Genomic DNA, 23,434 nt, shown 5'->3' on the forward strand with positions numbered 1-23,434 from the left:
CCGCCAACTTCATCTCCCTTGGCTATTCTGAACAGGTTGCTAAGATTTTGCTTGAGGCAGGGCGTGGTCAAACCCTCTATTCGAAAAAAAATCATTCTTTTCACCGTAGTGCCCGTCACACTCTTCTATAACCTGCTGAGTGCCTTGCACATCTATACCTCTTTCAAGGAGTCCTCCCATGAGATAGAGATACAGATGCGCAACAACATTGTGCACTTTGCCCGTACCCTCGATGCCTACACTCAGGAGATCATGTCCCAGGCTAAAGCCCAGATTCGTTTATTACAGACTGAAAGCTACCCGACCTACCCGTTGCTACACAGTATTCTCGCTTCCAGCCCCTTCCTGACCAGAGTCTGCTGGATTGACACTAAAAATATAGCGACTTCAGCGTGTATCAATAAACGCAAAAACAAGGCAGAACCCACCCAACTGCCCGCAATGCCGCCCACCGAACTGGGCAGCAACTGGCTGCAGCTGCTCAAACAGAATGACTACTGGAGCAAGCTCTATCGGGATGCCAAAACCGGCAAGAGACTGGTCAGTTTTATTGTCCCGAGCTCTCAAAAGGGCGATGGGCATCTGCTTAAACTGGATGTTGATATCAATCGTATGGTTCACGATGTCATCAATCCAAAGCTGTTTGAAGGACGCAATATCGGGATCAACCTCTGGAAATTCAATATGGTCGACCGCAGCGGTGACTACCTCTACAGCGACAGCATTCAGGCGAACCGCTTTGGCCATAAAAACCTGCGCCAGACCGGTGAAGTTTATGGTATCGAAGGGTTCGGCAACAAGATCGAGGAGTGGATTGATTCCGGGCGGGCCGAGACCTTCCGGGCCTGGCTGCCAAACCCTCAGTATCAAAAAGAATACTGGTTCTTCGGTGCCCCGGTGTCTTCTTCCCAGTGGTGGCTCTATACCTCAGTCAGTCGACAACATGCTCTCCAGGGAGTGCTCGACATAGCCTTGCTGGACATTGCTATTATGCTGATCTCCCTGCTCTTGATTCTGGGTGGCATCTGCTATGCCTCCAAAAAAATCACCAACCCCCTGATTACCCTGAAATCCTGCATGGATAACTTTATCGAGCATCATAAGCTTGTTGAACTGCCCGACACCCACTCCAGGGACGAAGCCGGCTCCCTGGCCCGTTCATTTGTAAAACTGACTCAGTGGCTTGATGCCAGGGACCTTGCCCTGCACCAGGCCAGAGCCAACAATATGGGGCATATCGTTCAGGGGTTGAAAGGACGCTACTTTTATTTCCAGCTCAACACTGACGGCAAAATTGTTCATATCAGTCGTTCGGTGAAATCGGTCCTGGGCTATCGCAGTGAAGAGTTTTCCGGCCCACTGGAGAACTTTTTGAGTCACGATCCGGGCAATTGCAACTACAAAGTCAATTTTGAGAAAGCACTGAGAGGAGAGCCGGTAGAAGCTTTTGAACTGGATATCCAGAATAAACAGGGACAGTCCCGAAGGATTGAACTGTTCTGGAACGCCATGACTTCCGGACAGCAAAGAGTGATTGAAGGACTGGCCAATGATGTCACTGAACGGGTTAGTGATACCCTTAAATTCAAGGCTTTGCTGGATTCTGCACCAGATGCCATGATCATCCTGAATCCGGATGGCATTATCGTCATGGTCAATACCAGAGCTGTCGAACTACTGGGCTTCCTTCGCGATGACCTTATCAATATGCCCCTTTCTCTGCTTGTTCCTCCTCAATCCCGGGAGAACCATCCTTTGATCAGCCCTCTGCTAGAAAGAGCCTGGAAGCGAACACAACTGTTTCGTCGGGAGACAGAAGCCGTTGACCGACGTGGGCGCACCTTTCCAGCAGAGTTAACCAGTAATCCACTGATTACCCGCGACGGTATTCTTATATACGTTGTCATCCGGGATATCACGGAAAGCAAACAGATTGAGCTGGCCCTGCTGAGAGCAAGGGACGAAGCGATTACCGCCAGTCGCTCAAAAAGCCTGTTCCTGTCGTGCATGAGTCATGAGTTACGAACACCATTGAATGGTGTCATTGGCTATGCGCAGGTGTTACAGCGGTCAGGAGGACTGAACCCCGGACAGCACCGGAAGCTGGCCATTCTTGAGCGGTGTGGCCAGCATCTGCTAACCCTGATTAACGACATTCTTGATCTTACTAAAATTGAGACTCAGGGTGTGGACCTGCACCCGGTATCAATTAACCTCAGACGGTTGCTGTTGGAAACCCGGGAGTTTTTTGTCCCAAGGGCAGAGTATAAAGATTTACAGTTAATATTGACCATTGATGAGCAGGTTCCGGAGTGGATAGAAGTTGATGATGTCAAGCTAAGGCAAATTTTGACCAACCTTCTGGGCAACGCCATTAAATATACCGAAGAAGGCTCCGTTGAAATCCGCATTGATTCGGTGGATGAACGACTCTGCTTTTCAGTGAAAGATACCGGCGTAGGCATTGATCCGGATAATTTTGAAATTATCTTTGACCCCTTCAGACAGTTGGATGAAAGCCTGAAGTCAGGAGGCACCGGATTGGGTCTGGCTATTAGTCGCCACCTGGTTAAAGCCATGGGAGATGACCTGACTGTTACCAGCCATGTCGGCCAGGGTAGCAGCTTCAGGTTTTCGATCCCGTTGAAAGAAGTTCCGGCGCTGGATACCGATAATGTTTTTTCTTCCGACCAGGTGGAACTGATACTGGCTGACAATCAGACCTACACCGCACTGATTGTTGATGATCTGGAAATAAACCGTGACCTGCTTAAAGTCATCATGGAAGAAGCCGGCTTCAAAACCCTGCAGGCCAGTGATGGACTGGAAGCTCTGGCTCGCCTGGAAATCCAGAAACCGGAGCTGGTTATGATGGACATCAGAATGCCCAAAATGGATGGAATGGAAGCACTCAAACATATCCGTCTGAATCCCGAGCTGAAAAACCTGAAAGTGATCGCTGTGACCGCCAGCGCAGGCTCTGACATCCAGACAAGACTCAAGCAGGCAGGATTTGACGGCGTGCTGGCCAAACCCTTCAAGGTGAATTACCTGCTACAAGTAGTGGCCAGCCTTTTGAATCTGGATATCAGGAAGTCTCGCGTAGCCGCCGATAAAGCAGAAGTTTCTGAACTGCCGCAACTGGATGAGACTCATAAAAAAGCATTGCTGAGAAAGGTCTCCCGGGTGCTTGAATTCGGTGATATACAAGAACTGACGTCCATAACGGATGAGTTCAAAGAAGCACATTTGCAGACCTATTGCCAGTACCTTCTGCAAATTGCCGAGGCCTGTGATGTGGACGAGCTGGAAAAGTTCTACGAGCAACTGCAGAGCCAGTCTTCAGAGAGCCCGGTCTGAAGGTGCAAATCACTACAACAGAGCTCAGTATTAACCTATACTGCGCCATTATTAATCCCATCGAGTAACCCATGAATTCAACTTCAATTATTCAGGAAATTCAGGCCAAACTGACTCTCACCCTGAAAGACATCTACACATTGGCACTCAATGCCGATGAACAGCTGGAGATTCTGCAAAAACAAGAGAAAGGCAACTTTTCTGCCATTTTTCAGAAGGACTCAGGCTTCAGTGCCTCCGCTAACCGTTTTCTGCCCTATCTGATCGAATTAAATGACGAAATTGAAAGTCTGCCCATTATGGAACCTGAAAACCAGAGAGCCACGATTGAGGGCATTATGAAGAAAATGAGAATGATGCACGAAGTACTGGCCAGATTTCATAGCATCAAAGACGAAACCCTGCACTGAGCAGAGGACGGGCTGCCGACACGCGGCTGGAGCGAATCCGTCGCAGATACCCCTTGCAAAATAAGGTCGACAGGTTAATATACGGCTTCGTCAGCGGGGCACTTTCAGAAACCCCAAAGCGAAAGTCGGAGCGTAGCGCAGCCTGGTAGCGCACCACAATGGGGTTGTGGGGGTCGGAGGTTCGAATCCTCTCGCTCCGACCAGTTTTTCCGGACACTATTCCACGTTTGTTTGTGAGCTTGAACCATCAGAGCGATTTACTCTTTGACGAACTGTGTTATCAGGCACACATTCTTCATAGGATGGTGGAGGATTCTCTAAGTCTTCATCGATGTAGTCCCGCTGAGGTTGAAAAGCAACTACTGCATTTCGAATAGCTTCAGATTCTAATCGATCAAGTTCCTTAAAAAACTCTTTCCCGATCGAGTGACTTATCTGAGAGCCAGCTAACCACCCAGCTGCGGTTGCGACCGCAATCCCTAAATTACTACATGACATATATTTCGCAACAGAAAAACAGAAAGCGGAAACAGTCAATGGAGGGATTAACGCCATTCGTTGTTGTATATAAAACTTTCCATCATTGGAGTATTTATTATACTGATCAACATCCCAGAAAATATTTCTGATGGATAATTTTTTTACGGACCTCGTCAGGAATTGACCAACACTTGAACCCGTTTCTGGTTCTGCCTGTGTGCCTTGATCAGCAATTGGATGACCGGCTGCTTGATTATTTATATTCATCTCAAGGTACCTCCTTTTTCTAAACTATGAATCGTTCAAATTACTTTATCTTTAAAGAGAATCAGTTTCCCTGACATTTGCGATAGTGCAACTGACAAAATCCATTGGATATTTGGGATTGATAATCTGTCGAAAGAATTAAATTTGCTTCCCATAAATTAAGACCATAAAAATAAATGATAGTTCCATTCTCTGCATTTTCAGATTCAAATAATTCATTATTCCTGACCGGTCCGCTTTCAACCCCACCAACAAGTGATCAAACTGACGAGCAGCTTTTTTCATGATGCCCAGGAAAGCATGCCAATAAAGATAGCCGTGTTGAATAACTGTGAACTTTTATGTCCATTGACTGTCGAAAAGCACAGATTTCCACGAAGATTAGATTGCTATGAGTTATGGATTAACGCCTACCATCGCTTTGGCCGGTGAGGTACCAGGACCTTCACAGCATTACGCGCCAGATTCTGATACTGATAAGACGGCAACAAAGAGCCCATCGTCCTTGAATCCGGAGGCTGCTCCATTTATTCCACGGACTCAACCGTCTCAATGCGCTCTTCAACGTAGGAACACGCCCTCAGATATTAAAGTTCGGCAAGCAAAAGCACACTCAAGGCTTTCTCCTCAGAGGCTTCACCCCCGGGAAAAAAAGGCACCCTTGACCATTCAAGCAAGGATTGATGAGGCTTTCACGGCACTGAATCGCCAACGTTTCAGCGATGCAGAAGCAGTATTCAGTGCCATCTTGCAAGAAAAAAGGCTGAGTCCGTTCAACTACAAAAACGTAACCATAGGGCTTGCAAGATCGCTAAAAGAACAAAGCCGTGAAAAACAGGAAAAAGCATGCTCCCTTTTGGAACAACTCAGACAGAAAGGATCAGTCAATGAATTCGGGGCTTCAAGCATTCATAACCTCGATCTGACCCTGAGCCGCTGTGAACAGGGACTTGGGCAACACCTTAAGGCTGAAGCACGGCTATTGGCTCTGAGAAACAAAAAGCACGATGACGATGAGGAAACCCTGTGCGAGCCTGGTGGCAATTTCGAAATTGATATTGCTGCAGCCAGACACTGGCAGATTATGAGCAAATACAAGTTGACCGACACGCTATTACTGAAAATGAAAGCAGCGCTGAATGACAGCTTGCATACAGACACATTCAGTTCCGATGTCAACAAACTGCATAAATATATACGCATCGTCAATTTGGCTCTGGCGCGAAACTGGCAGCTGACAGGGAAACATAAAGCCTGTGAAAGACTATTGCTGAACATGAGTGGCAAGAACCCCAATGGCAGTGAGGAAAGCCTCTGCAAACCCTGTAAAGATCATGAAATCAACCTGGCTCTGGTGCGACACTGGCAGGTAATGGGCAAATATAAACTGGCTGAAAGACTGCTGCTTAACATGGGTGGAGAGCATCCCGATGATAGTAAGGAAACCCCACGCAAGGCCCGTAAACATGATGACATTAATCTGGCTCTGGTGCGTCTGTGGCACGTGATGGAAAAACATGAACAGGCCGAAAGACTGCTACTTAACTTGAGTGGCAAGAACCCCGATGGCAATGAGGAAAGCCTCTGCACCCCCTGTAAAGATCATGAAATCAACCTGACTCTGGCGCGACACTGGCAGGCAATGGGCAAATATAAACTGGCTGAAAGACTGCTGCTTAACATGAGTAGAAACAACCCGGGTAGCCGTATGGAGAGCCACTTCAAAACCTCTGCTCATTATGTTACCGGATTGGCTCTGATAAGACTTTGGCAGGAGATTGGCGAATACGAACAGTCTGAAAGACTGCTGCTGAAAATGGCTGGCAAGCACCCCGGTGACGATGAGTTCAGCCTGTGCAAGCCCTCCGGGCATTATGATATTGACCTGGCTCTGGTGCGATGCTGGGAGATGGTGGGTAATCATAAACTGGCTGAAAGACTGCTGCTGAATATGATTGGCAAGCACCCTGATGCCTCTGAGGAAGTCCTGTGCAAGCCCTCTGGGCTTCATAACGTCGATCTGGCTCTGGCAAGACAATGGCAAAGAGCGGGTAAATATGAACAGGCTGAGAAACTGCTAAGGCGCTGCGATGAATTATATCATTCGAATGAATGCGAATTAACTCTATTGGTCGTACTTGCTCGACAGGCAGAGTTCATGGAAATGATTGCCGGTTATCCAGAAAATGCCAACACATTGTTGGCTACCTCAATCCATTATTTCATTCTGGCTTGTCAGCAGATAATGAACGATGGCCCGGAGTCAGGACAGGACAACCTCAATAAGGCCCTGAGGTCAGTGCAAGCAATAATAGAGATGCACTCTCCAAATGCGGGCGCTTTTTCACAAAAAGCCCATTGTCTCAGAATGATGGGTGCCCGTGAGAAAGAATGGAAGTATTGGTTTGATAAATCAGGACACCACGACAGCTCCCGGGCGCAGAAGAATAAAACTGATTATTGGCGGAGCATCGAAGCCAGTGCTCTTCAAAAAGTGCGTAGCTCCATGGGGCAAACATGAACGCAAATTATCACAAGCAATTCAAGGCCTTTTGAGAAAAGGACCTGTTTACCCTGACACCCGGCCCGGATTATTTGTCACCACTATTTATGCCCTCCATGCACTGATTCAAGAGTCAAAGGCCGGATAACCATGAACTTTCATGTCCGCTCGCTGTCCAAAGGCAAAGATTTCCATGGAAGTTATAGCTATGAGTCACGGTTTAACCCCAATCAACACCACAGCCGATACAAGCACGAGCCCTGCAGATTCCACAACATCAAAGCCAAAATCTACATTGAACCCTGAGGCGCCAGCATTTATTCCACGTACTCAGAGTACTCAGCAACATTGGAATCCACCCGCCAATATCAGAGACCGGCAAGCAACTGCAAGCCAGGACCTTTCTACGCCGACGTTTCAACAACACAGAAAAAAACATCATAACGCTTATTCAGGCATGATTGATGATGCTTACAAAGAACTCAGAAAACACAAATTCACAACGGCAGAAAAAGCATTTCGGACCCTCCTCAAAAACTCTGAGGAGACACTGAGTCAATTTCAGCGCCATTCTGTACTGATGGGGCTTGCAAGGTCGCTAAAAGAACAAACCCAAGAAAAACAGTTAGAAGCCTGTTCTCTTCTGGAAGAACTCAGATCAAATGGAACATTCTCTCAATCCGGAGCTTCGACCATACCCTACCTTGAGCTGACCCTGAGCCAATGCGAACAGACGCTGGGAAGGTACCTCAAGGCTGAAACACGACTTTTAATTCTGAGCAACAAAAAGCCCAATGCCAACGAGTGGGCACTGTGTCAGCCTTCCGGGGATTATAACGTTGATATTGCACTGGCCCGGCTATGGGAGATTATGAACAAACGCAAGCTGGCTGAAACACTGCTACTGAAAATCCTGGCAGAACTGACTCAAAGACTTCAGTCACGTCTATCCGCTCGCGCTGCCAATAAATTTTGCAAATACCTCCACGACGCAAATATGACTCTGGTACTACTCTGGGAGCGGATGGGCAAACAGCAAGGGGCTGAAAACCTGCTTCTGGAGATGAGTGGCAAGCCCCCCAATGCCAGCGAAGACATTCTATGCAGGCCCTGTGAGCATCTGGACATCAACCTGAGCCTGGTGCAAATATGGGAGGTAATGGGCAAATATAAACTGGCGGAAAAACTGCTGTTGAATATGAGTGGCAAGCGCGCCGATGCCAATGAGGACCGTCTGTGTCAGCCCACAAAGCATGACATTGATCTGGTACTGGTACGACTCTGGCAGTTGATGGACAAACATAAACTGGCTGAAAAACTGCTGCTGAAAATGGCTGGCAAGGATCCTGAAGCCAGTGAGGAAGTCCTGTGCAGCCCCTGTGAGCATGAAAACCTCAATCTGCCCCTGGCACGACACTGGGAGGTGATGGGCAAATATAAACTGGCTGAAAAACTGCTGCTGAACGTCAGTGGCAAGCACCCTGATGCCAGTGAGAAACACCTCTGCAAAATCTCTGGAAAGTTTGCTATTGATCTGGCTCTGGCAATACTCTGGCGAGTGATGGGCAACATTGAATGGAGTGAAAAACTGTTGCTGAACATCAGTGGCAAGGACCCTGATGCCAATGCGGAAGTCCTTTGCAGGCCCACAGGAGATCATAAAATTGACCTGGCTCTGATGCGACTCTGGGAGATGACAGATGGCAAACATGAATGGGCTGAAAGACTGCTGCTTAACATGAGTGGCAAGCCCCCTGACGCCACTGAGGAAGCCCTGTGCAAGCCTTGTGGAAATAAAGAAATTGATCTGGCTCTGGCGCGACTCTGGGAGATGACAGAGAGCACACATGAACGGGCTGAAAGACTGCTGCTGAACATGAGTAACAAGAGCCCTGATGCCAGTGAGGAAGACCTGTGCAAGCCCTCCGGGAATCATGATATTGATCTGGCTCTGGCGCGTCACTGGAAAGCAGTGGGCAAAATTCAACGGGTCAGGAAACTGATTGAACGTTGCAGTGGACTCTATCATTCGCTTGAATGTGAATTGTTACTGTTGAACTTCCATGTCGGGCAAGCAGGATTTATGGAAATGATTACCCGGTATCCGAAAAATGCCAATACACTGCTGACGACTTCGATCCATTATTTCATCCTGGCATGTGAGCAGATAACAGAGGGTGGCCCGGAATCAGGAAAAGATACTCTCAAAACAGCTCTTGAGTTCGCAGAATCAGCATTGCAGAAGTGTCCCACAAATGCGGGCGCGGTGTCGCAAAAAGCGCACTGTCTGAGAATGATGAGCGCCGATCAGCAAGTATGGAAAGGATTGTTCCAAAGAGCCCGTCGCCTTGAACCCAGTCGAGAGCATAAAGATAAAACCGATCATTGGCGAAGTGCAGAAACCGCAGCTCTTCGGAAGGTGCGAGGTCGCGCAGAGTTAAAATGAACTTCTGTCCCTGTGAACAGTCAAAGAGCATGTTTCCATGAGAGTTATATCGCTATGAATCACGGACTAACTCCAACCAGCGCCACAGCCAATACAAGTTCGGCCCTTGCAGATTCCATAACATCAAAGCCACAATCTAAATTGAACCCCGAGGCGCCAGCGTTCATTCCACGTGTTCAGAGTGCTGAGCAACATTGGAATTCACCCGCAAATATCAGAGACCGGCATACAACGGTAAACCAGAAACCTTCTTCCCTGAGGTCTCAACAACTCAGTCAGAAGAAAGGTCCTGGCCCTTATTCAGACATGATTGATAATGCTTACCAAGAATTCAAAGACCGCAAATACGCAACGGCAGAAAAAGCGTTTCGTACCATCTTGAAAAACTGTATGGAGTCACTGAATCAATACCAGCGACATGAGGTACTGCTGGGGCTTGCAAGGTCGCTAAAAGAACAAAACCGCGAAAAACAGTTAGAAGCCTGCTCTCTTCTGGAAGAGCTCAGATCAAATGAAACATTCTATCCATTCGGAGCGTCGACCGTTACCCATCTTGAGCTGACCCTGAGCCAATGCGAACAGGCGCTGGGGAGGCACCTCAGGGCTGAAAAACGACTTTTAATGCTGAGCAACAAAAAGCCTCAAGCCAACGAGAGGGCACTGTGTGAGCCCTCTGGCAACTACACCGTTGATATTGCCCTGGCCCTGCTATGGGAGACTATGAACAAAATCAAGCTGGCCGATGGACTGCTACTAAAAGTCGTGGCAGAGCTGACTCAAAAGCGTCGGTCGTGCCCATCCGCCAACGCTAAAAAAAAATTGGGTAAATTCCTCCATAACGCCAATATTGCTCTGGTGCGACTCTTACAGGCGCAGGGCAAACATGAACAGAGTGAAAAACTGCTGCTGGAAATGAGTAACAAGCACCCCAATGCCAGTGAAGACACTCTGTGCAGGCCCTGTGAGGATCATGTCACCAACCTGTCCCTGGTGCGAATTTGGGAAATAATGGGCAAATACAAACTGGCTGAAAAACTGCTGCTGAACATGAGTGGCAAGCGCATCAATGCCGATGAGGACAGTCTGTGTCAGACCACCAAGCATGACACCGATCTGGCACTGGTGCGACTCTGGCAGTTGATGGACAAAAATAAACTGGCTGAAAAGCTACTGCTGAACATGAGTGGCAAACACCCTGATGCCAGTGAGGAAGTCCTGTGCAGCCCCTGTGAGAATGACGACATCAATATGACCCTGGCACGACACTGGGAGGTGATGGGCAAATATAAACTGGCTGAAACACTGCTGCTGAACATGAGTGGCAAGCACCCTGATGCCAGTGAGGAAGTCCTGTGCAAGGTCTCTGGAAAATATCTTGTTGATATGGCTCTGGCAATACTCTGGCGAATAATGGACAAGGATAAATGCTGTGAAAAACTGTTGCTGAACATGAGTGGCAAGCACCCTGATGCCGATACAGAAGTCCTTTGCAAGCCCTCTGGAAATCATAAAGTTGACCTGACTCTGGCACGCCTATGGGAGACGATAGATGGCAAACATGAATGGGCGGAAAGACTGCTGCTGAACATGAGTAACAAGCCCTCTGATGCCACTGAGGAAGTCCTGTGCAAACCCTCTGGAAATAACGAGACTGATCTGGCTCTGGTACGACTCTGGGAGCTGATGGAAGGCAATAAACATAAATGGGCTGAAAGACTGCTGCTGAACATGAGTGGCAAGTGCCCTGATGCCAGTGAGGAAGAGCTGTGCAAACCCTCCGGGCATCATGATATTGATCTTACTCTGGCACATCACTGGGAAATAGTGGGCAAATCTCAACAGGCCATGAGACTGATTGAGAGTTGTTGTCAACTCTATCATTCAACTGAATGTGAATTGTCACTCTTGAACTTTCATCTCGGGCAAGCAGGATTTATGGACATGATTGCCCGGTATCCGAAAAATACCAACACACTGTTGTTGACTTCGATCCATTATTTCATCCTGGCACGTGAGCAAATAATAAAGAGTGGCCCTGAATCAGGAAGTGATAGCCTCAAACACGCTCTTGAGCTTGTAGAATCAGCATTGGCGAAGAGCCCCACAAATGCAAGCGCGGTGTCACAAAAAGCGCATTGTCTCAGAATGATGGGTGCCAGTGAGCAAGTATGGAAAGCATTGTTCAGTAGAGCCCGATCCCTTGAACCCATCCGGCAACATAAAGATAAAACCGATCATTGGCGAATCAAAGAAGCCGTTGCCCTGGCTAAGATGAAAAGTCTCACAAAGCAAACATGAACCTCTGTCCCCGCTGATTATCTGGAGGTATGAGTTTTATAGCTCCTCCGACTCATGGTGATAACGAGCTTCATCGCCTTTTGTCTTGCTGATTTTTGACCAGGCAACGAATCCGCTACCCCGCTCATAAGAAAAAAAATCTGACAAGATAAATAGATAAACATGAACTTTCACAACCGTTTACTGTCCAACAGATTAACTTTTCCATGGAAGTTCTATTGATATGAGGTATGTAATAAAACCAAAAACTGGCGCTGCGGCCAGTAGTGCAACAAAAACAACAAAAAAGAGCCGATCCAATTTAAACCCGGAATCTTCATCAATTAATGAGCGTGTTCATGAACATTCGAACAGATCCTCAAATACCAGAGTCCAGCAAAGTGCCAGGCCCTCTTACCCTGAAGCCACCAGAGAGAGGATCGATAAAGCTTTCGAAGAACTAAAAAAACAAAATTTCACAAATGCAGAAAAAGTGTTCCAGATCATATTAAACGAAGATCAGGACATACTGAGTCTGTTCCACTACCAAAACATAGTCATTGGGCTGGCAAGGTCACTAAAAGAGCAAACCCGCAAAAAACAGATAGAAGCCTGCTCTCTTCTGGAAGAACTCAGGTTGACTGGATCATTCACTGAGTTCGGGGCTTCGACCATTCATAACCTTGATCTGACCCTGAGTCGTTGTGAAGAGGCACTTGGAGAGTACTTTAACGCTGAAGCACGACTGTTAGCATTGAGAAACATAAAGCCCAATGCCAATGACAGGGCCCTGTGCGAACCTTCAGGGAATTTCAACGCAGATATTACTATTGCACGACTTTGGCAGTCTATGGACAAACACACACTGGCTGAAACACTTCTTCTGAACATAAATACAGAGCTGACCAGAAGGTTGCGGTCAAAACCACACGCTCCCTCTGTGCAAAGACTGAGTAAGCACATCCCTACCGTTAATATGGCTCTGGTGCGAATATGGCAAGTGATGAGCAAATATGAGCAGGCTGAAAGACTGCTACTAAAAATGAGTGACAGGCACGAAAATGCAAGTGAAGACAGCGAACCCTCCGGGCATCATGACATCGATCTGAAACTGGTGCGACACTGGGGGCTAGTGGGCAAATATCAACTGGCTGAAAGGCTGCTGTTCAACATGAGCGGCAAGCAAGCCAATGCCAGTGAAGACATTCTGTGCACCCCCTCTGAACAGAGTGACACTGATCTGGCTCTGGTGAGACTCTGGTCACTGATGGGCAAACATCAACAGACTGAGAGACTTCTGCTGAACATGAGCGGCAAGCAACTCAGTGCCAGTGAAGACATTCTGTGCATCCCCTCTGAAAACCGTGACATTGATCTGGCTCTGATCAATCTCTGGCGAGTGATGGGTAAACATGAACTGGCTGAAAGGCTGCTGAAACGATGCAGTGAATTGTATCAGTTGGATGAATGTGAATTGGAGCAGTTGAAGCTATCTCCTGGCTGATCAGCAGAGCCCTTTTTAAGGTGCATGACATAAGAGCAAATATAAACGTGTCATTCTGAGAGGTATGGCGGTTCACCCCTGCAGGCACAGGGAACACTTTTTCATACCTCTCGAACTAGCAGCCTGTCGGACTTAAGCGTCCGTAGCGAGGATTGCAAGAAATTGAGGATAAAAATCTCTGTTTCTGAGGAGAATAGCGAGCTATTTGACGAAGAAACAGAGATTTTTAGACCAATTTATTGCAACCGCACGACTGCATGGATGCAGGAGCTAGAGCAACGCAGGAGCAGTTGCCGTGTAGGACAGTCTTAAGTCCGACAGGCTGCTAGGAGCCTGACCGAGAATAGCGCAACCAGACCAACAGAAGTTTTCCCAAATCTTAAAATGAGCAAAAAATATCCAATTATTAGTGGGATTTTGCTCATTTTTGCATATTTATGCCTTCTCACAGCCTCTATGCTGCCTTTTTAGCCTCTTTCAAATCTTCGAGACGGATTGACCTCGTGGAAGCCGCTTTTACAAATTTTTTGATATTATGCGCAGTGCATACCAGTGAAAATTCCGCTGAAACTTTTTCTTTGCCGCGGAGACTGAACCCTCGGAAACCAGATTCTTTTATCTGTCCAAATGGTGGCTCCGCAATAACTTTACGACGCTCATATATGGCTTTCGCACCGGCTGTCTCCATTTTCTTATTCATAGCCTGACGTGCTTTTTCAAACTTATCGGTACGGATAACCCTGCCAGCCTCTTTCTTTGAATCACTGCAATTCCGACGATAAGGGCATTCCCTGCATACCGTCTTGTTTGCCCGGTAGCTTTTTCTTTTGCTTTTGCTGGCCGGGTTCGTTACCAGCTTTTCCCCTGCCGGACAGATAAATACATCAGCTTCGGAATCATACGCAAAATCCGCTTTGACAAACTTCCTGTCAGAGCTTTCAAGGTCGTCAGCGGCAGGCTTCTCCGCCTTGTCGGTTGCGATATAGGCATCAATCTCATGTCGCTCGACTGTATGTAAGTTTGACCCTGAAAAGTAACCATTATCCATACTCCACTTATCTACAGCCGCGCCATCAGTGGCTCCTGATAATGCCCTCAGCGCCGGCTCCACTTCCTGTACATCGTTGGCGTGTTGGCTGACATGCTGGCCAACAATGATCTGGTTATCGGAATCAACTGTAATTTGAGCATTGTAGCTGTACTCACAATACCCCTTCTTGCTCATCACGCGGGCATCGTGATCTGCAAAACTGATCTGCTTTTTGTCGTCTATTGGTTTGTCTGGATTTAAAGCTTTTTCACGTTCTTCAAGTGCTTTCTTGGCCTCTTTGATTTTTTTCAGGCGCTCTTCTTTAAACTGGAGGTCTTCAGGAATGCTGTAACCATTGGTTGCTTTGTAGGCGTCATCTTCTTCCTGATCACACTGACTGGCTTTTTTGATCAGCTCATCCACTTCGGCACTGAGTTCTGCCTCTTTCGCTTTGAGCCTCCCGTAGCTCATGGCCTTGTGTTTTGAGCTGTTGGCTTTGAACTTGGAGCCGTCCAGGCTGATATGACCCAGTGATGCCATTTTGAGTTCAATGGCCAGTTTGACTGACTGTTTGAAGCAGTCATGGAAAAACGACAGATTATCCTTACGAAAGTCACCAAGAACCCTGAAATTCGGGCAGTTCATTTGTGAGATATACATGAACGCCAAGTCTTGTCGACACCGTCGCTCAATCTCACGGGAACTGAAAACACCATGGCTGTACGCGTAGATCAGAATAGCGACAATGAGCTTTGGAGGGTATGCGTGCTGACCAAGGTGGTGATATTTTTTTTCGACTTCAGACGTATTAATGTTCTGAAAAATGCTTTCATAAATAAAACAATCATGATCTTTGGGAAGCAAATCGAAAACGTTGGTTGGGAACAGCAGATGCTGATCAAACTCAACAGGACTGTCCTTAAACTTTGGTGGTGGTGACATTTGGCATAATCAGAGTTGGTTTAAGGCTTATCATAACAGATAAGCCTATTCTCGGTCAGGCTCCTAGCAGCCAATGCCAATTAAGCGTCATAACCAGTAGCAACAGGCTGTTTTATTCCTAAGATGCTCTAACCGCCCAATCATTTAGCCATGGTCGTACGGTTAACAGAAGCACTTTAGCGGCGGTTACGCTTACACGTGCAATGATTTACCACAATCTTGGGAACAGGATATCCACTGAGTTTGGAGACAAAGAGAGAGATACTGGCTTTCTGGGAGGGGCGCTGACCAAACGCTCATCGACCATTTGAGATAAAATAGTTCTTATTGTTCTCTCTCCAAGATTGAACATTCCTTGTATCTCAGTTCTTTCTAATTCGCCTGTTCTTGTTGTCAGCAGTTCTTTATATATTGTCTTAACTTCAGGCCTCATTTTTGGAAGATGGCTACCACCCAAGCCTGTTATAGCCTGCCTGTTTCTCATTTCAAAATAAATATCTACTCGCTCAACCAAGCGTTTAGGGTCGAGTAGTTCATAAAAGAACTTAACTTGATCCAATGCGGTTTCAATAAAATAGGTCGTGAATTTTAATAAGCCTCTATCTGATAGCATCCCTCTGCCATCACTTGAACCCTGTCGCTCCATGTCAGCTGCTGCAAGAGCTTGGTAATAAGAGTCAACATCCCTGCCAAAACCACGGCTAATCGACCACAAACCATACCCACCAAGGTTGGCACAGTGTTTCATATAGTTATCTGTGAATAGCCTGCCCACTCTACCATTTCCATCCATAAAGGGGTGAATCCACATTAGTCTGTGGTGTGAGGCAGCGGCAGCAAAAATGCGGTTGGTCCCAAAAATCCTATCTGGGCTGTAAGCGTTCGAAAACCAGTTTAGAAGGCGTGTGAGTTCTTGGTATTCGGGAGCAATATGTTTTCCTACATGAAAATCTCTTGTGCGAAACTTACCAGGTTGAATGTTGATTTTCTCACCGGTTTCTTCGTTGTCAATCTCAAGAAATTTCTTAGGCATCCCTTCATAAAAGGATCTGTGAAGTTCTTTTAAAAAATCAACAGTGCAAATTTCATTTCTATCTAACGACTTTTGATTTAAATATTTTTGAACTTCAATATGATGCTTTATTTCAAATAAATCATCTTTTAAATCTTTTTCTTTGTTTAATTGTGCCTTTAGTATTTCTGCTGGCTGAGTTGGATTTCCTTCTATGCGGTTACTGTAGAAAGAGTTTACAACTCTAAGCATAAATTTGAGCGACTCTCTGAGAGATTCAGGTATATGGGCATTGAGTGCTGCATCAAGTTGCATCAGCTCAACCGCAGCATCTTGTAGCTCCCCTGGAGCACTATCCTGAAGTAAAAATGGTGCTATAGAAGTCATTTTTGCCGATCTTTTTGCCGATCTTTTTTCCAATCTAGCATAGCTAAACAAAGGGTTTTATGGATATTTTCCATTATTTTTTGCCGGTTTTTGATAGAGTAAAAATTCCGGAATAGAGGCTTGCCAATGATCGAACCAAGAAGGGGCACCGCTTTGGGGTAACCTACTTACTTAACGCATTAAAAGCAAACTCTCTCACGTGCCAGTGGATCAGCCAATCAGGAAGGCAGACTTGAATCTGAGACTCCATAAAAAACATGATCAGCGACGTATATGAAGAATAACACCACCAAACCACTCAAATTCGAATTGCCAGTTTAAGGTCGCTGGAGGCTTGATAATCACAACTGGGATATTAACTCTAAGTTTACGTTTCCAGTTTAAGAAATATTTGGACACCTTTAGTTTTAGTGCGGTTCATCCCTGCGGGCGCAGGGAACACGACTTTCAGGTTAGTGGGAAGAGGTTTTCTGCCGGTTCATCCCTGCGGGCGCAGGGAACACGAGTCACCCCCTCCGCCACCGCCTTTAGATTACGGTTCATCCCTGCGGGCGCAGGGAACACGATAAATATTGTCCTCTTTCAGCTTCAAATTACGGTTCATCCCTGCGGGCGCAGGGAACACTTTCGGCTTCCGAATTTGGAGATGTGCCAACACGGTTCATCCCTGCGGGCGCAGGGAACACTGACCGTACTAATGCAATAGCATGGAGATATGCGGTTCATCCCTGCGGGCGCAGGGAACACCAATGCATCTGAGACTAATGACAACCTCTGTTCGGTTCATCCCTGCGGGCGCAGGGAACACAAAAAAGGAGGCGCAAAGCGCCGACTCTTGGACGGTTCATCCCTGCGGGCGCAGGGAACACCTCATTTTCACATTGTTGTACCTAGTCGTCAGCGGTTCATCCCTGCGGGCGCAGGGAACACACCTTCCGCCAGATATTACACCTCTACGCTGGCGGTTCATCCCTGCGGGCGCAGGGAACACGGGAAGTTGTAGCGTTTGGCCAGAGCGATCAACGGTTCATCCCTGCGGGCGCAGGGAACACCTGCAAACTGATATTTCTTGTTGCTGCATGGACGGTTCATCCCTGCGGGCGCAGGGAACACCAAACCCAAAATTGCGGGAACCGGCATTATTCCGGTTCATCCCTGCGGGCGCAGGGAACACGCCAATTCTATCTGACTGGCTTTAAGATCAATCGGTTCATCCCTGCGGGCGCAGGGAACACCAGAGTAAATAATCCAACACTGGGAACCATAGCGGTTCATCCCTGCGGGCGCAGGGAACACGTGGCTGGATTTCGGGCTGTATTTGAGCACGTTCGGTTCATCCCTGCGGGCGCAGGGAACACAAATCCAGCCCGTGCAAAAACACATCGATGCGCGGTTCATCCCTGCGGGCGCAGGGAACACGCAATATCGAATTCAGAATTAAGAGTATCCAGCGGTTCATCCCTGCGGGCGCAGGGAACACAACGCTTTTACAACTCGAGTCCATTCTAAAGTCGGTTCATCCCTGCGGGCGCAGGGAACACTTAAGTAGCGTTTTTTTCTGCTTGAAAAGCAGCGGTTCATCCCTGCGGGCGCAGGGAACACTTGCACGTCGAGACTCAAGAGAATCCTTAACCCGGTTCATCCCTGCGGGCGCAGGGAACACTCCTTATGTAGAATTTCCCAATGCCATAGATCCGGTTCATCCCTGCGGGCGCAGGGAACACATCTCCAGGAAGGCAGAAAGGTTGCTACCAATCGGTTCATCCCTGCGGGCGCAGGGAACACCGAGACAATATTTACACCTGATCGGACGATGGCGGTTCATCCCTGCGGGCGCAGGGAACACTCTATTAGTATTAGATACTCCTGCATCATAGGCGGTTCATCCCTGCGGGCGCAGGGAACACCATCAAGTCTCGCAGCTCTTCTGTAGAGGGTGCGGTTCATCCCTGCGGGCGCAGGGAACACTTCGATGCAATGCTGGCCGGTGTGCTGTTCAGCGGTTCATCCCTGCGGGCGCAGGGAACACAAGGCCTGATATTTGGGCAGCAGCTCGTCACGCGGTTCATCCCTGCGGGCGCAGGGAACACAACCTCATCACGATGGCACACCCCACTGGCACCGGTTCATCCCTGCGGGCGCAGGGAACACGCGTTAAGTCATGCCCTGAAAAGCGGCAAGGGCGGTTCATCCCTGCGGGCGCAGGGAACACACGGATGAAGAAATTCTGGGTTTCCCAGAACGCGGTTCATCCCTGCGGGCGCAGGGAACACGACAGCTACGGCCCACTTGCCCGAACAGGAATCGGTTCATCCCTGCGGGCGCAGGGAACACTAAAAATCTCCGATTTTTGTAGCCGATGAAATCGGTTCATCCCTGCGGGCGCAGGGAACACATAGTTACTATACAGATTTGCAGAACGTACCTCGGTTCATCCCTGCGGGCGCAGGGAACACGTCGGCAGGAACGTCTGCCATGGTGTCGTAGCCGGTTCATCCCTGCGGGCGCAGGGAACACCTCCGATTTTTGTAGCCGCTGAAAATCTTTTGCGGTTCATCCCTGCGGGCGCAGGGAACACCGTATCAAGTCGCTTTAGATAATACAGAATTCCGGTTCATCCCTGCGGGCGCAGGGAACACGCTGTGAATGAAAAAATAGCACTGTTGAAAGGCGGTTCATCCCTGCGGGCGCAGGGAACACGTCGTAAGCGTATCAATAAAGAAGATGATGACCGGTTCATCCCTGCGGGCGCAGGGAACACCACAAGCCGTTTGATACTGGTACAATAGTTAGCGGTTCATCCCTGCGGGCGCAGGGAACACATATTTGTATTTGGTGCCCGAAGGCGTTTTGACGGTTCATCCCTGCGGGCGCAGGGAACACTCTAATCGGCTGGAGTTCAGCATCAGTTAACTCGGTTCATCCCTGCGGGCGCAGGGAACACCTCAGGTACATGCTGAAACGCTATTTCCAGTGCGGTTCATCCCTGCGGGCGCAGGGAACACATCCCCGCCCCTATGTTGATCGTTTTAAATCCCGGTTCATCCCTGCGGGCGCAGGGAACACACTAAAAAAATACACCATTAAATCAAAAGGTTACAAGACCTAAAATTTCCACCAGCGAATTCATCAAAAAATCACTGTAAATATTCCATTGTTAAAGAACGGATTAATTACTCTCCCGATTGAAAAAGAACCAGCCTTAAACCATCTTCTTCAATAGGTATTCTTCTGTTCGTGCCGTAAGTTTGAAAATCAAATCCGGATTCTGTGTTGGTGGCCCAGGCCATGGCCACGTTGCCATCTTCAGCCAGCGCATTTATTTGCTCCCATATCATTTCCCTGATTCTCATAGATACATCTCCAACGTATACGCCAGCTCGAATTTCCAGAAGCCAGACGGCCAACCTTCCTCTTAATCTTGGTGGTACATTTTCAGTCACCACAACCAACATACTCATTTCAACTGCTCCTATGACCTGTGTCACCAAGAGAAACAGGCTCAGGAATCGCCGGTGGCTGTGAATCTTCTGGCGGTGGAGGTGGCGTAATTTCTCCTGCCGCCAGAATCTCTTCAATAGTGGGTATGATCTTTTTTAGTAGTCGTGTTTTACGAAAACTGTCGCGACAGGTAATACGTACATCCCTGTCTGGGTTATGAGTACCCTTGGCAGCAATCTGAAACGCGACAGGCACTACTGTTTCAAATTTGAACAGATCAGCAATGTCATACACAAATGCTTTGGGCTTACCAGAATGAATAAATCCAATGGCTGGTGCATAACCCGCCGCTAACACCGCCGCCTCAGTAACGCCATAAAGACAGGCTGTAGCAGCACTTAAACATTTGTTGATGGTGTCACCTGACGCCCAATCCTTTGGGTCATAACTTCGCCCCTTCCATTCCACACCATATTGTTTTGCCATTAGCTGATACGTTTTTCTGACCCTTGCACCTTCTATACCTCGCAGTTGATCCACTGAACGGCGAGAAGGGGCTGGTTCGCCAAAACGAAATTCGAACATCTTGCGAACGACTTTCAGTCTCAGTTCTTCATCCAGAGCCAGTTTTGCCTGATAAAGCAATTTATCTGACCTTGCTCCACCCGGCTGTCCGGCAGAATAAAGTCGTACACCGGACTCACCCGTCCAAATCAAGAGTGTCCCGGTCGTTGCCGCAAGTTTGACAGCAGCATGTGATACTCGTGTACCCGGCTCGAGCATAATACAAACGACAGAACCCACAGGGATATGTTTTCTGTCACCGTTGACTTCATCAACTACAACAAAAGCGCCATCACGGACATCTATTCGGCCTTTGCTGACAAATATCATGGACAGCCGGTCTTTGATTGGGATGGGTTTTAGTGAGATAAACGACATCTAATCTCTCTGTTATCGTTAGATTTCAGACTTAACAGGCAGCCAGACTCATCAGCCCCATGCCAAAGGATTTTGCAGGCCCTATGCCTTCAGCCACAGCCTTCTGTAATGCTGATGGTTCGACCACCAGTAATACACCCTCAAACAGCACCGGCTGCACCTTGCCACTGCGCATTTCCCGTGTTTTACGAAAGTAAATTGGATTTTCCTGCACTATATTGACTGCCTGTAAGCGGGCTCCAGCCCGTTTGAGTTTACTTTTCAGCCATTGCTGCTGCTCTTCTTCTCTGAACAAAGGTACTCTGACCGAACGAATATGTGTTCTACCGTTACGAGTTACCGTACCTTTACGCTCATCCTTAACCGCCTTAACCGGATTACATCGCAGCCGAAACCGCAGTTGCTGACCTTCCTGGAATTTGTAATTAACTGCTTTGGTCGCCAGACAACGAGCATGCTCACTGCCATCAGCTGGTTTTGAGAGTGATTGCATTAAGACCTGAGCCCCGGTTGCACGACTCCAGCTTTCTACACGAAACAGAAAGGTACGGTTGTCATCCGGTCGATCAGGAAACAATTGCCATAAAGCCCGGTGAAGTTCGTAAGCATTATTACTCTTTGCGGGGGAAATATGCACTTTAGCCAGATACATCACATCCCTCCTCTTTCGTCAGCACCTGCACATGGACTCTCCGATTAGCAAACTGCCTTGGCTGTTCAGTGATGGGGACATCCCTGAGCTGAAGCTGGCGGCTGCCTGATTTTTCTTCGTTGTAGACCGTACCGGCTACAGGTTCAATTTCTATGAGTGCGGCTAGCGCATCTTCGGCTTCAATCATATTTTCAAACAAGGGTCGAACCAATGGACAGCTGCGTCGGCCCAGTACCGGAGTGAAGATGGGTTTGCGAACGGCTTGCTGCAATTGTTGCAGAGAGATACTGGCTTCTGCCAGATTCCAGATGGCAACAGTGTATTTGGCATCCTGCCAATACTCACGCCAGGTCTGAATGGTCTGATGGCTTTTCAGCCCCTGATAATCCTCCCGTGCATCCTTAACGGTGTGATAGTCAGTCATTTTTATCGGCCTGTGTTTGCCCTGATCAATACGCACTGCAAAGCCGACACTCGTCGCCAGTTGGCGCTGCCTTTCAAAGTCTTCACGGTCAATACCAAGGCAGGCTCCCAGAAGCCCCAACAAGGCACTGCGCCCCGGAAAAGCCTCCGATGGTCGCAATCCTTCAAAGCTGTGTTTACCCCAGCTTTGCAAAGGACCTTCCAGCTTCAGAATCAAATACTGTCGCATAATTAGTCCTCACCATTGTTTTGAACCCATTGCTTCAGTACGGATAAGGACTCAACAGCATTAATACCTTGAGGAACTTCAACATCTTCAAGCACAAATTCGGCACAGCTATCATCCAGATCAAACCTTACTGTCAGTTTTTTCCAATAGTCATGGAGTTCCTTTATAGAAGGACGGCGGAAACCATCTCCTTTTTCCTTCACAGGACTTTCAAAGGCGTTGGCCAGTGACAGTGGCTGGTCAGAAAAACTAACCAGTGCCAGATCAGCCAGATTATGGGCAGCAAAACTTTGTTGTTTGGCAGAAGGCACTTCAGTAGCAAGCATATGCAATACATGGGCAGCAATTTCCAGCGCCTGTTCACGGGAAGCGTCACCCAGATTTTTTTGTAACTGCTGAAGGTTCAGGCTGGCATAACGATAAAAAACGCCAGAGGAAAATTCCTGGGTATCCAGGTGGCCCGATCCCATTTCCTGCAAATCATCAACGGCAGTGAACCAATCGATATCAGCATCAACTGCATGGGTGGTGATGGAATGGGCCACAGCAAGGGCACCGTCCACTTTGCCTACCGCACTCATCAGCCCTGAAGTCGCCATCCGCCCAGACAGAGCGATATCCACCGCTTGTCCCACAGCTTGTCGGAATCCCTGACTGTCTTTTTCAATCAGCTTTTGCAGTTTTTTTTCATCCAGCCCTTCATTTTCAGGGGATTGAATCTGTTCACATACATAAGCAATTTCTTCCACAACCCAGGGAGCAACGGCATCACCTTTGGTGCTCGTTTCGATGTCTTTTTTACCGGATACCCAGGCCAAAGCCTTTTTGATTAAATCCGGTGCAAATCGCTCTTTTAACTGTTCAACAACAAAATCCTGATATTCTCCCAGCTGTTTTGTCCGCTGGCTGGGGTTACCAAGATGCTCCCGATAATAATCACTTTTACGCAGGGTTCGCTTCAAACTCTGGCTGGAAACACGCACCCGCCGTTTACCACCGAAAATAGCCGACTTCTGCATATTCATGTCATCCCGGTTAAGGCAGGATGGGCTATGGGAAATCAGGATATGAAAGTTAATGAAGTTCTTATTCATAAGATTGTCCTTTTAAATGTCGTGTAAAAAGAAAA

General features: G+C 47.8%; 14 protein-coding genes, 1 tRNA gene and 1 CRISPR repeat array. Of the genes, 7 read left to right on the plus strand and 8 right to left on the minus strand.

Annotated features, from left to right (window positions below; all coding sequences use genetic code 11):
- The first annotated feature begins 63 nt into the window (after positions 1–63).
- From ACOJUN_RS25035 to ACOJUN_RS25045, 3 genes are all read left to right on the plus strand, one after another.
- Positions 64–3,360, plus strand: a complete 3,297-nt coding sequence (locus ACOJUN_RS25035) for a PAS domain S-box protein (protein WP_422134550.1) — start codon at positions 64–66, stop codon at positions 3,358–3,360.
- 71 nt (positions 3,361–3,431) lie between these two features.
- Positions 3,432–3,770: a hypothetical protein gene (locus tag ACOJUN_RS25040; RefSeq protein ID WP_422134551.1), complete on the plus strand. Its 339-nt coding sequence runs from the start codon at positions 3,432–3,434 to the stop codon at positions 3,768–3,770.
- 126 nt (positions 3,771–3,896) lie between these two features.
- Positions 3,897–3,973: transfer RNA gene (locus ACOJUN_RS25045), tRNA-Pro, on the plus strand.
- A gap of 13 nt (positions 3,974–3,986) precedes the next feature.
- Here ACOJUN_RS25045 and ACOJUN_RS25050 read toward each other — a convergent pair.
- Entirely contained in the window at positions 3,987–4,517 is a 531-nt protein-coding gene (locus tag ACOJUN_RS25050) for a hypothetical protein (RefSeq protein ID WP_422134552.1), read from the minus strand.
- Positions 4,518–5,178: 661 nt separating this feature from the next.
- On the opposite strand from ACOJUN_RS25050, the gene ACOJUN_RS25055 reads away from it, so the two are divergent.
- The 4 genes from ACOJUN_RS25055 (at position 5,179) to ACOJUN_RS25070 (ending at position 13,247) form a co-directional block, all read left to right on the plus strand.
- Positions 5,179–7,038, plus strand: a complete 1,860-nt coding sequence (locus ACOJUN_RS25055; protein WP_422134553.1) for a tetratricopeptide repeat protein — start codon at positions 5,179–5,181, stop codon at positions 7,036–7,038.
- Between the two features lie 190 nt (positions 7,039–7,228).
- Positions 7,229–9,466 carry a hypothetical protein gene (locus ACOJUN_RS25060; protein WP_422134554.1) on the plus strand — a complete coding sequence of 746 codons (2,238 nt, stop codon included), beginning with the start codon at positions 7,229–7,231 and terminating at the stop codon, positions 9,464–9,466.
- 54 nt (positions 9,467–9,520) lie between these two features.
- Positions 9,521–11,764 carry a PABP-interacting PAM2 motif-containing protein gene (locus ACOJUN_RS25065; RefSeq protein WP_422134555.1) on the plus strand — a complete coding sequence of 748 codons (2,244 nt, stop codon included), beginning with the start codon at positions 9,521–9,523 and terminating at the stop codon, positions 11,762–11,764.
- A gap of 223 nt (positions 11,765–11,987) precedes the next feature.
- Complete coding sequence (locus ACOJUN_RS25070; RefSeq protein ID WP_422134556.1) at positions 11,988–13,247, plus strand: hypothetical protein; 1,260 nt, start codon at positions 11,988–11,990, stop codon at positions 13,245–13,247.
- Positions 13,248–13,701: 454 nt separating this feature from the next.
- Here the strand turns inward: ACOJUN_RS25070 and ACOJUN_RS25075 are convergent, their stop codons facing one another.
- The 7 genes from ACOJUN_RS25075 to cas7e all read right to left on the minus strand — a co-directional run bounded on the left by ACOJUN_RS25075 (position 13,702) and on the right by cas7e (position 23,399).
- Positions 13,702–15,219, minus strand: a complete 1,518-nt coding sequence (locus tag ACOJUN_RS25075) for an IS1182 family transposase (protein ID WP_422132798.1) — start codon at positions 15,217–15,219, stop codon at positions 13,702–13,704.
- A 208-nt stretch (positions 15,220–15,427) separates the two neighbouring features.
- Positions 15,428–16,618 (minus strand): Fic family protein, encoded by a 1,191-nt coding sequence (locus ACOJUN_RS25080; RefSeq protein ID WP_422134557.1) that lies wholly within the window; start codon positions 16,616–16,618, stop codon positions 15,428–15,430.
- Between the two features lie 413 nt (positions 16,619–17,031).
- Positions 17,032–19,684: a CRISPR direct-repeat array (repeat unit 29 nt; unit sequence CGGTTCATCCCTGCGGGCGCAGGGAACAC).
- A 107-nt stretch (positions 19,685–19,791) separates the two neighbouring features.
- On the minus strand, positions 19,792–20,079 hold the full coding sequence (cas2e, locus tag ACOJUN_RS25085; RefSeq protein WP_422134558.1) for a type I-E CRISPR-associated endoribonuclease Cas2e: 288 nt from the start codon (positions 20,077–20,079) through the stop codon (positions 19,792–19,794).
- Between the two features lies 1 nt (position 20,080).
- A complete protein-coding gene (cas1e, locus tag ACOJUN_RS25090; protein ID WP_422134559.1) occupies positions 20,081–21,001 on the minus strand; it encodes a type I-E CRISPR-associated endonuclease Cas1e in 921 nt (306 codons plus the stop codon).
- Positions 21,002–21,032: 31 nt separating this feature from the next.
- A complete protein-coding gene (gene cas6e, locus ACOJUN_RS25095) occupies positions 21,033–21,653 on the minus strand; it encodes a type I-E CRISPR-associated protein Cas6/Cse3/CasE (RefSeq protein ID WP_422134560.1) in 621 nt (206 codons plus the stop codon).
- Positions 21,640–22,305 (minus strand): type I-E CRISPR-associated protein Cas5/CasD, encoded by a 666-nt coding sequence (cas5e, locus tag ACOJUN_RS25100; RefSeq protein ID WP_422134561.1) that lies wholly within the window; start codon positions 22,303–22,305, stop codon positions 21,640–21,642. The genes cas6e and cas5e overlap by 14 nt, the downstream gene beginning before the upstream one ends.
- 2 nt (positions 22,306–22,307) lie before the next feature.
- Positions 22,308–23,399 carry a type I-E CRISPR-associated protein Cas7/Cse4/CasC gene (gene cas7e / locus ACOJUN_RS25105; RefSeq protein WP_422134562.1) on the minus strand — a complete coding sequence of 364 codons (1,092 nt, stop codon included), beginning with the start codon at positions 23,397–23,399 and terminating at the stop codon, positions 22,308–22,310.
- Positions 23,400–23,434 lie beyond the last annotated feature (35 nt).

It is taken from the genome of Endozoicomonas sp. ALD040 (genome assembly GCF_049275945.1).
Taxonomy (GTDB): Bacteria; Pseudomonadota; Gammaproteobacteria; order Pseudomonadales; family Endozoicomonadaceae; genus Endozoicomonas_A.

Bases quoted from the DNA above. Each gene is read 5' to 3' on its own strand.
- ACOJUN_RS25040 (WP_422134551.1), top strand. From the start codon at position 3,432: ATGAATTCAACTTCAATTATTCAGGAAATTCAGGCCAAACTGACTCTC.
- ACOJUN_RS25050 (WP_422134552.1), bottom strand. From the start codon at position 4,517: ATGAATATAAATAATCAAGCAGCCGGTCATCCAATTGCTGATCAAGGC.
- ACOJUN_RS25060 (WP_422134554.1), top strand. From the start codon at position 7,229: ATGAGTCACGGTTTAACCCCAATCAACACCACAGCCGATACAAGCACG.
- ACOJUN_RS25065 (WP_422134555.1), top strand. From the start codon at position 9,521: ATGAATCACGGACTAACTCCAACCAGCGCCACAGCCAATACAAGTTCG.
- ACOJUN_RS25070 (WP_422134556.1), top strand. From the start codon at position 11,988: ATGAGGTATGTAATAAAACCAAAAACTGGCGCTGCGGCCAGTAGTGCA.
- ACOJUN_RS25075 (WP_422132798.1), bottom strand. From the start codon at position 15,219: ATGTCACCACCACCAAAGTTTAAGGACAGTCCTGTTGAGTTTGATCAG.
- ACOJUN_RS25080 (WP_422134557.1), bottom strand. From the start codon at position 16,618: ATGACTTCTATAGCACCATTTTTACTTCAGGATAGTGCTCCAGGGGAG.
- cas2e (WP_422134558.1), bottom strand. From the start codon at position 20,079: ATGAGTATGTTGGTTGTGGTGACTGAAAATGTACCACCAAGATTAAGA.
- cas1e (WP_422134559.1), bottom strand. From the start codon at position 21,001: ATGTCGTTTATCTCACTAAAACCCATCCCAATCAAAGACCGGCTGTCC.
- cas6e (WP_422134560.1), bottom strand. From the start codon at position 21,653: ATGTATCTGGCTAAAGTGCATATTTCCCCCGCAAAGAGTAATAATGCT.
- cas5e (WP_422134561.1), bottom strand. From the start codon at position 22,305: ATGCGACAGTATTTGATTCTGAAGCTGGAAGGTCCTTTGCAAAGCTGG.
- cas7e (WP_422134562.1), bottom strand. From the start codon at position 23,399: ATGAATAAGAACTTCATTAACTTTCATATCCTGATTTCCCATAGCCCA.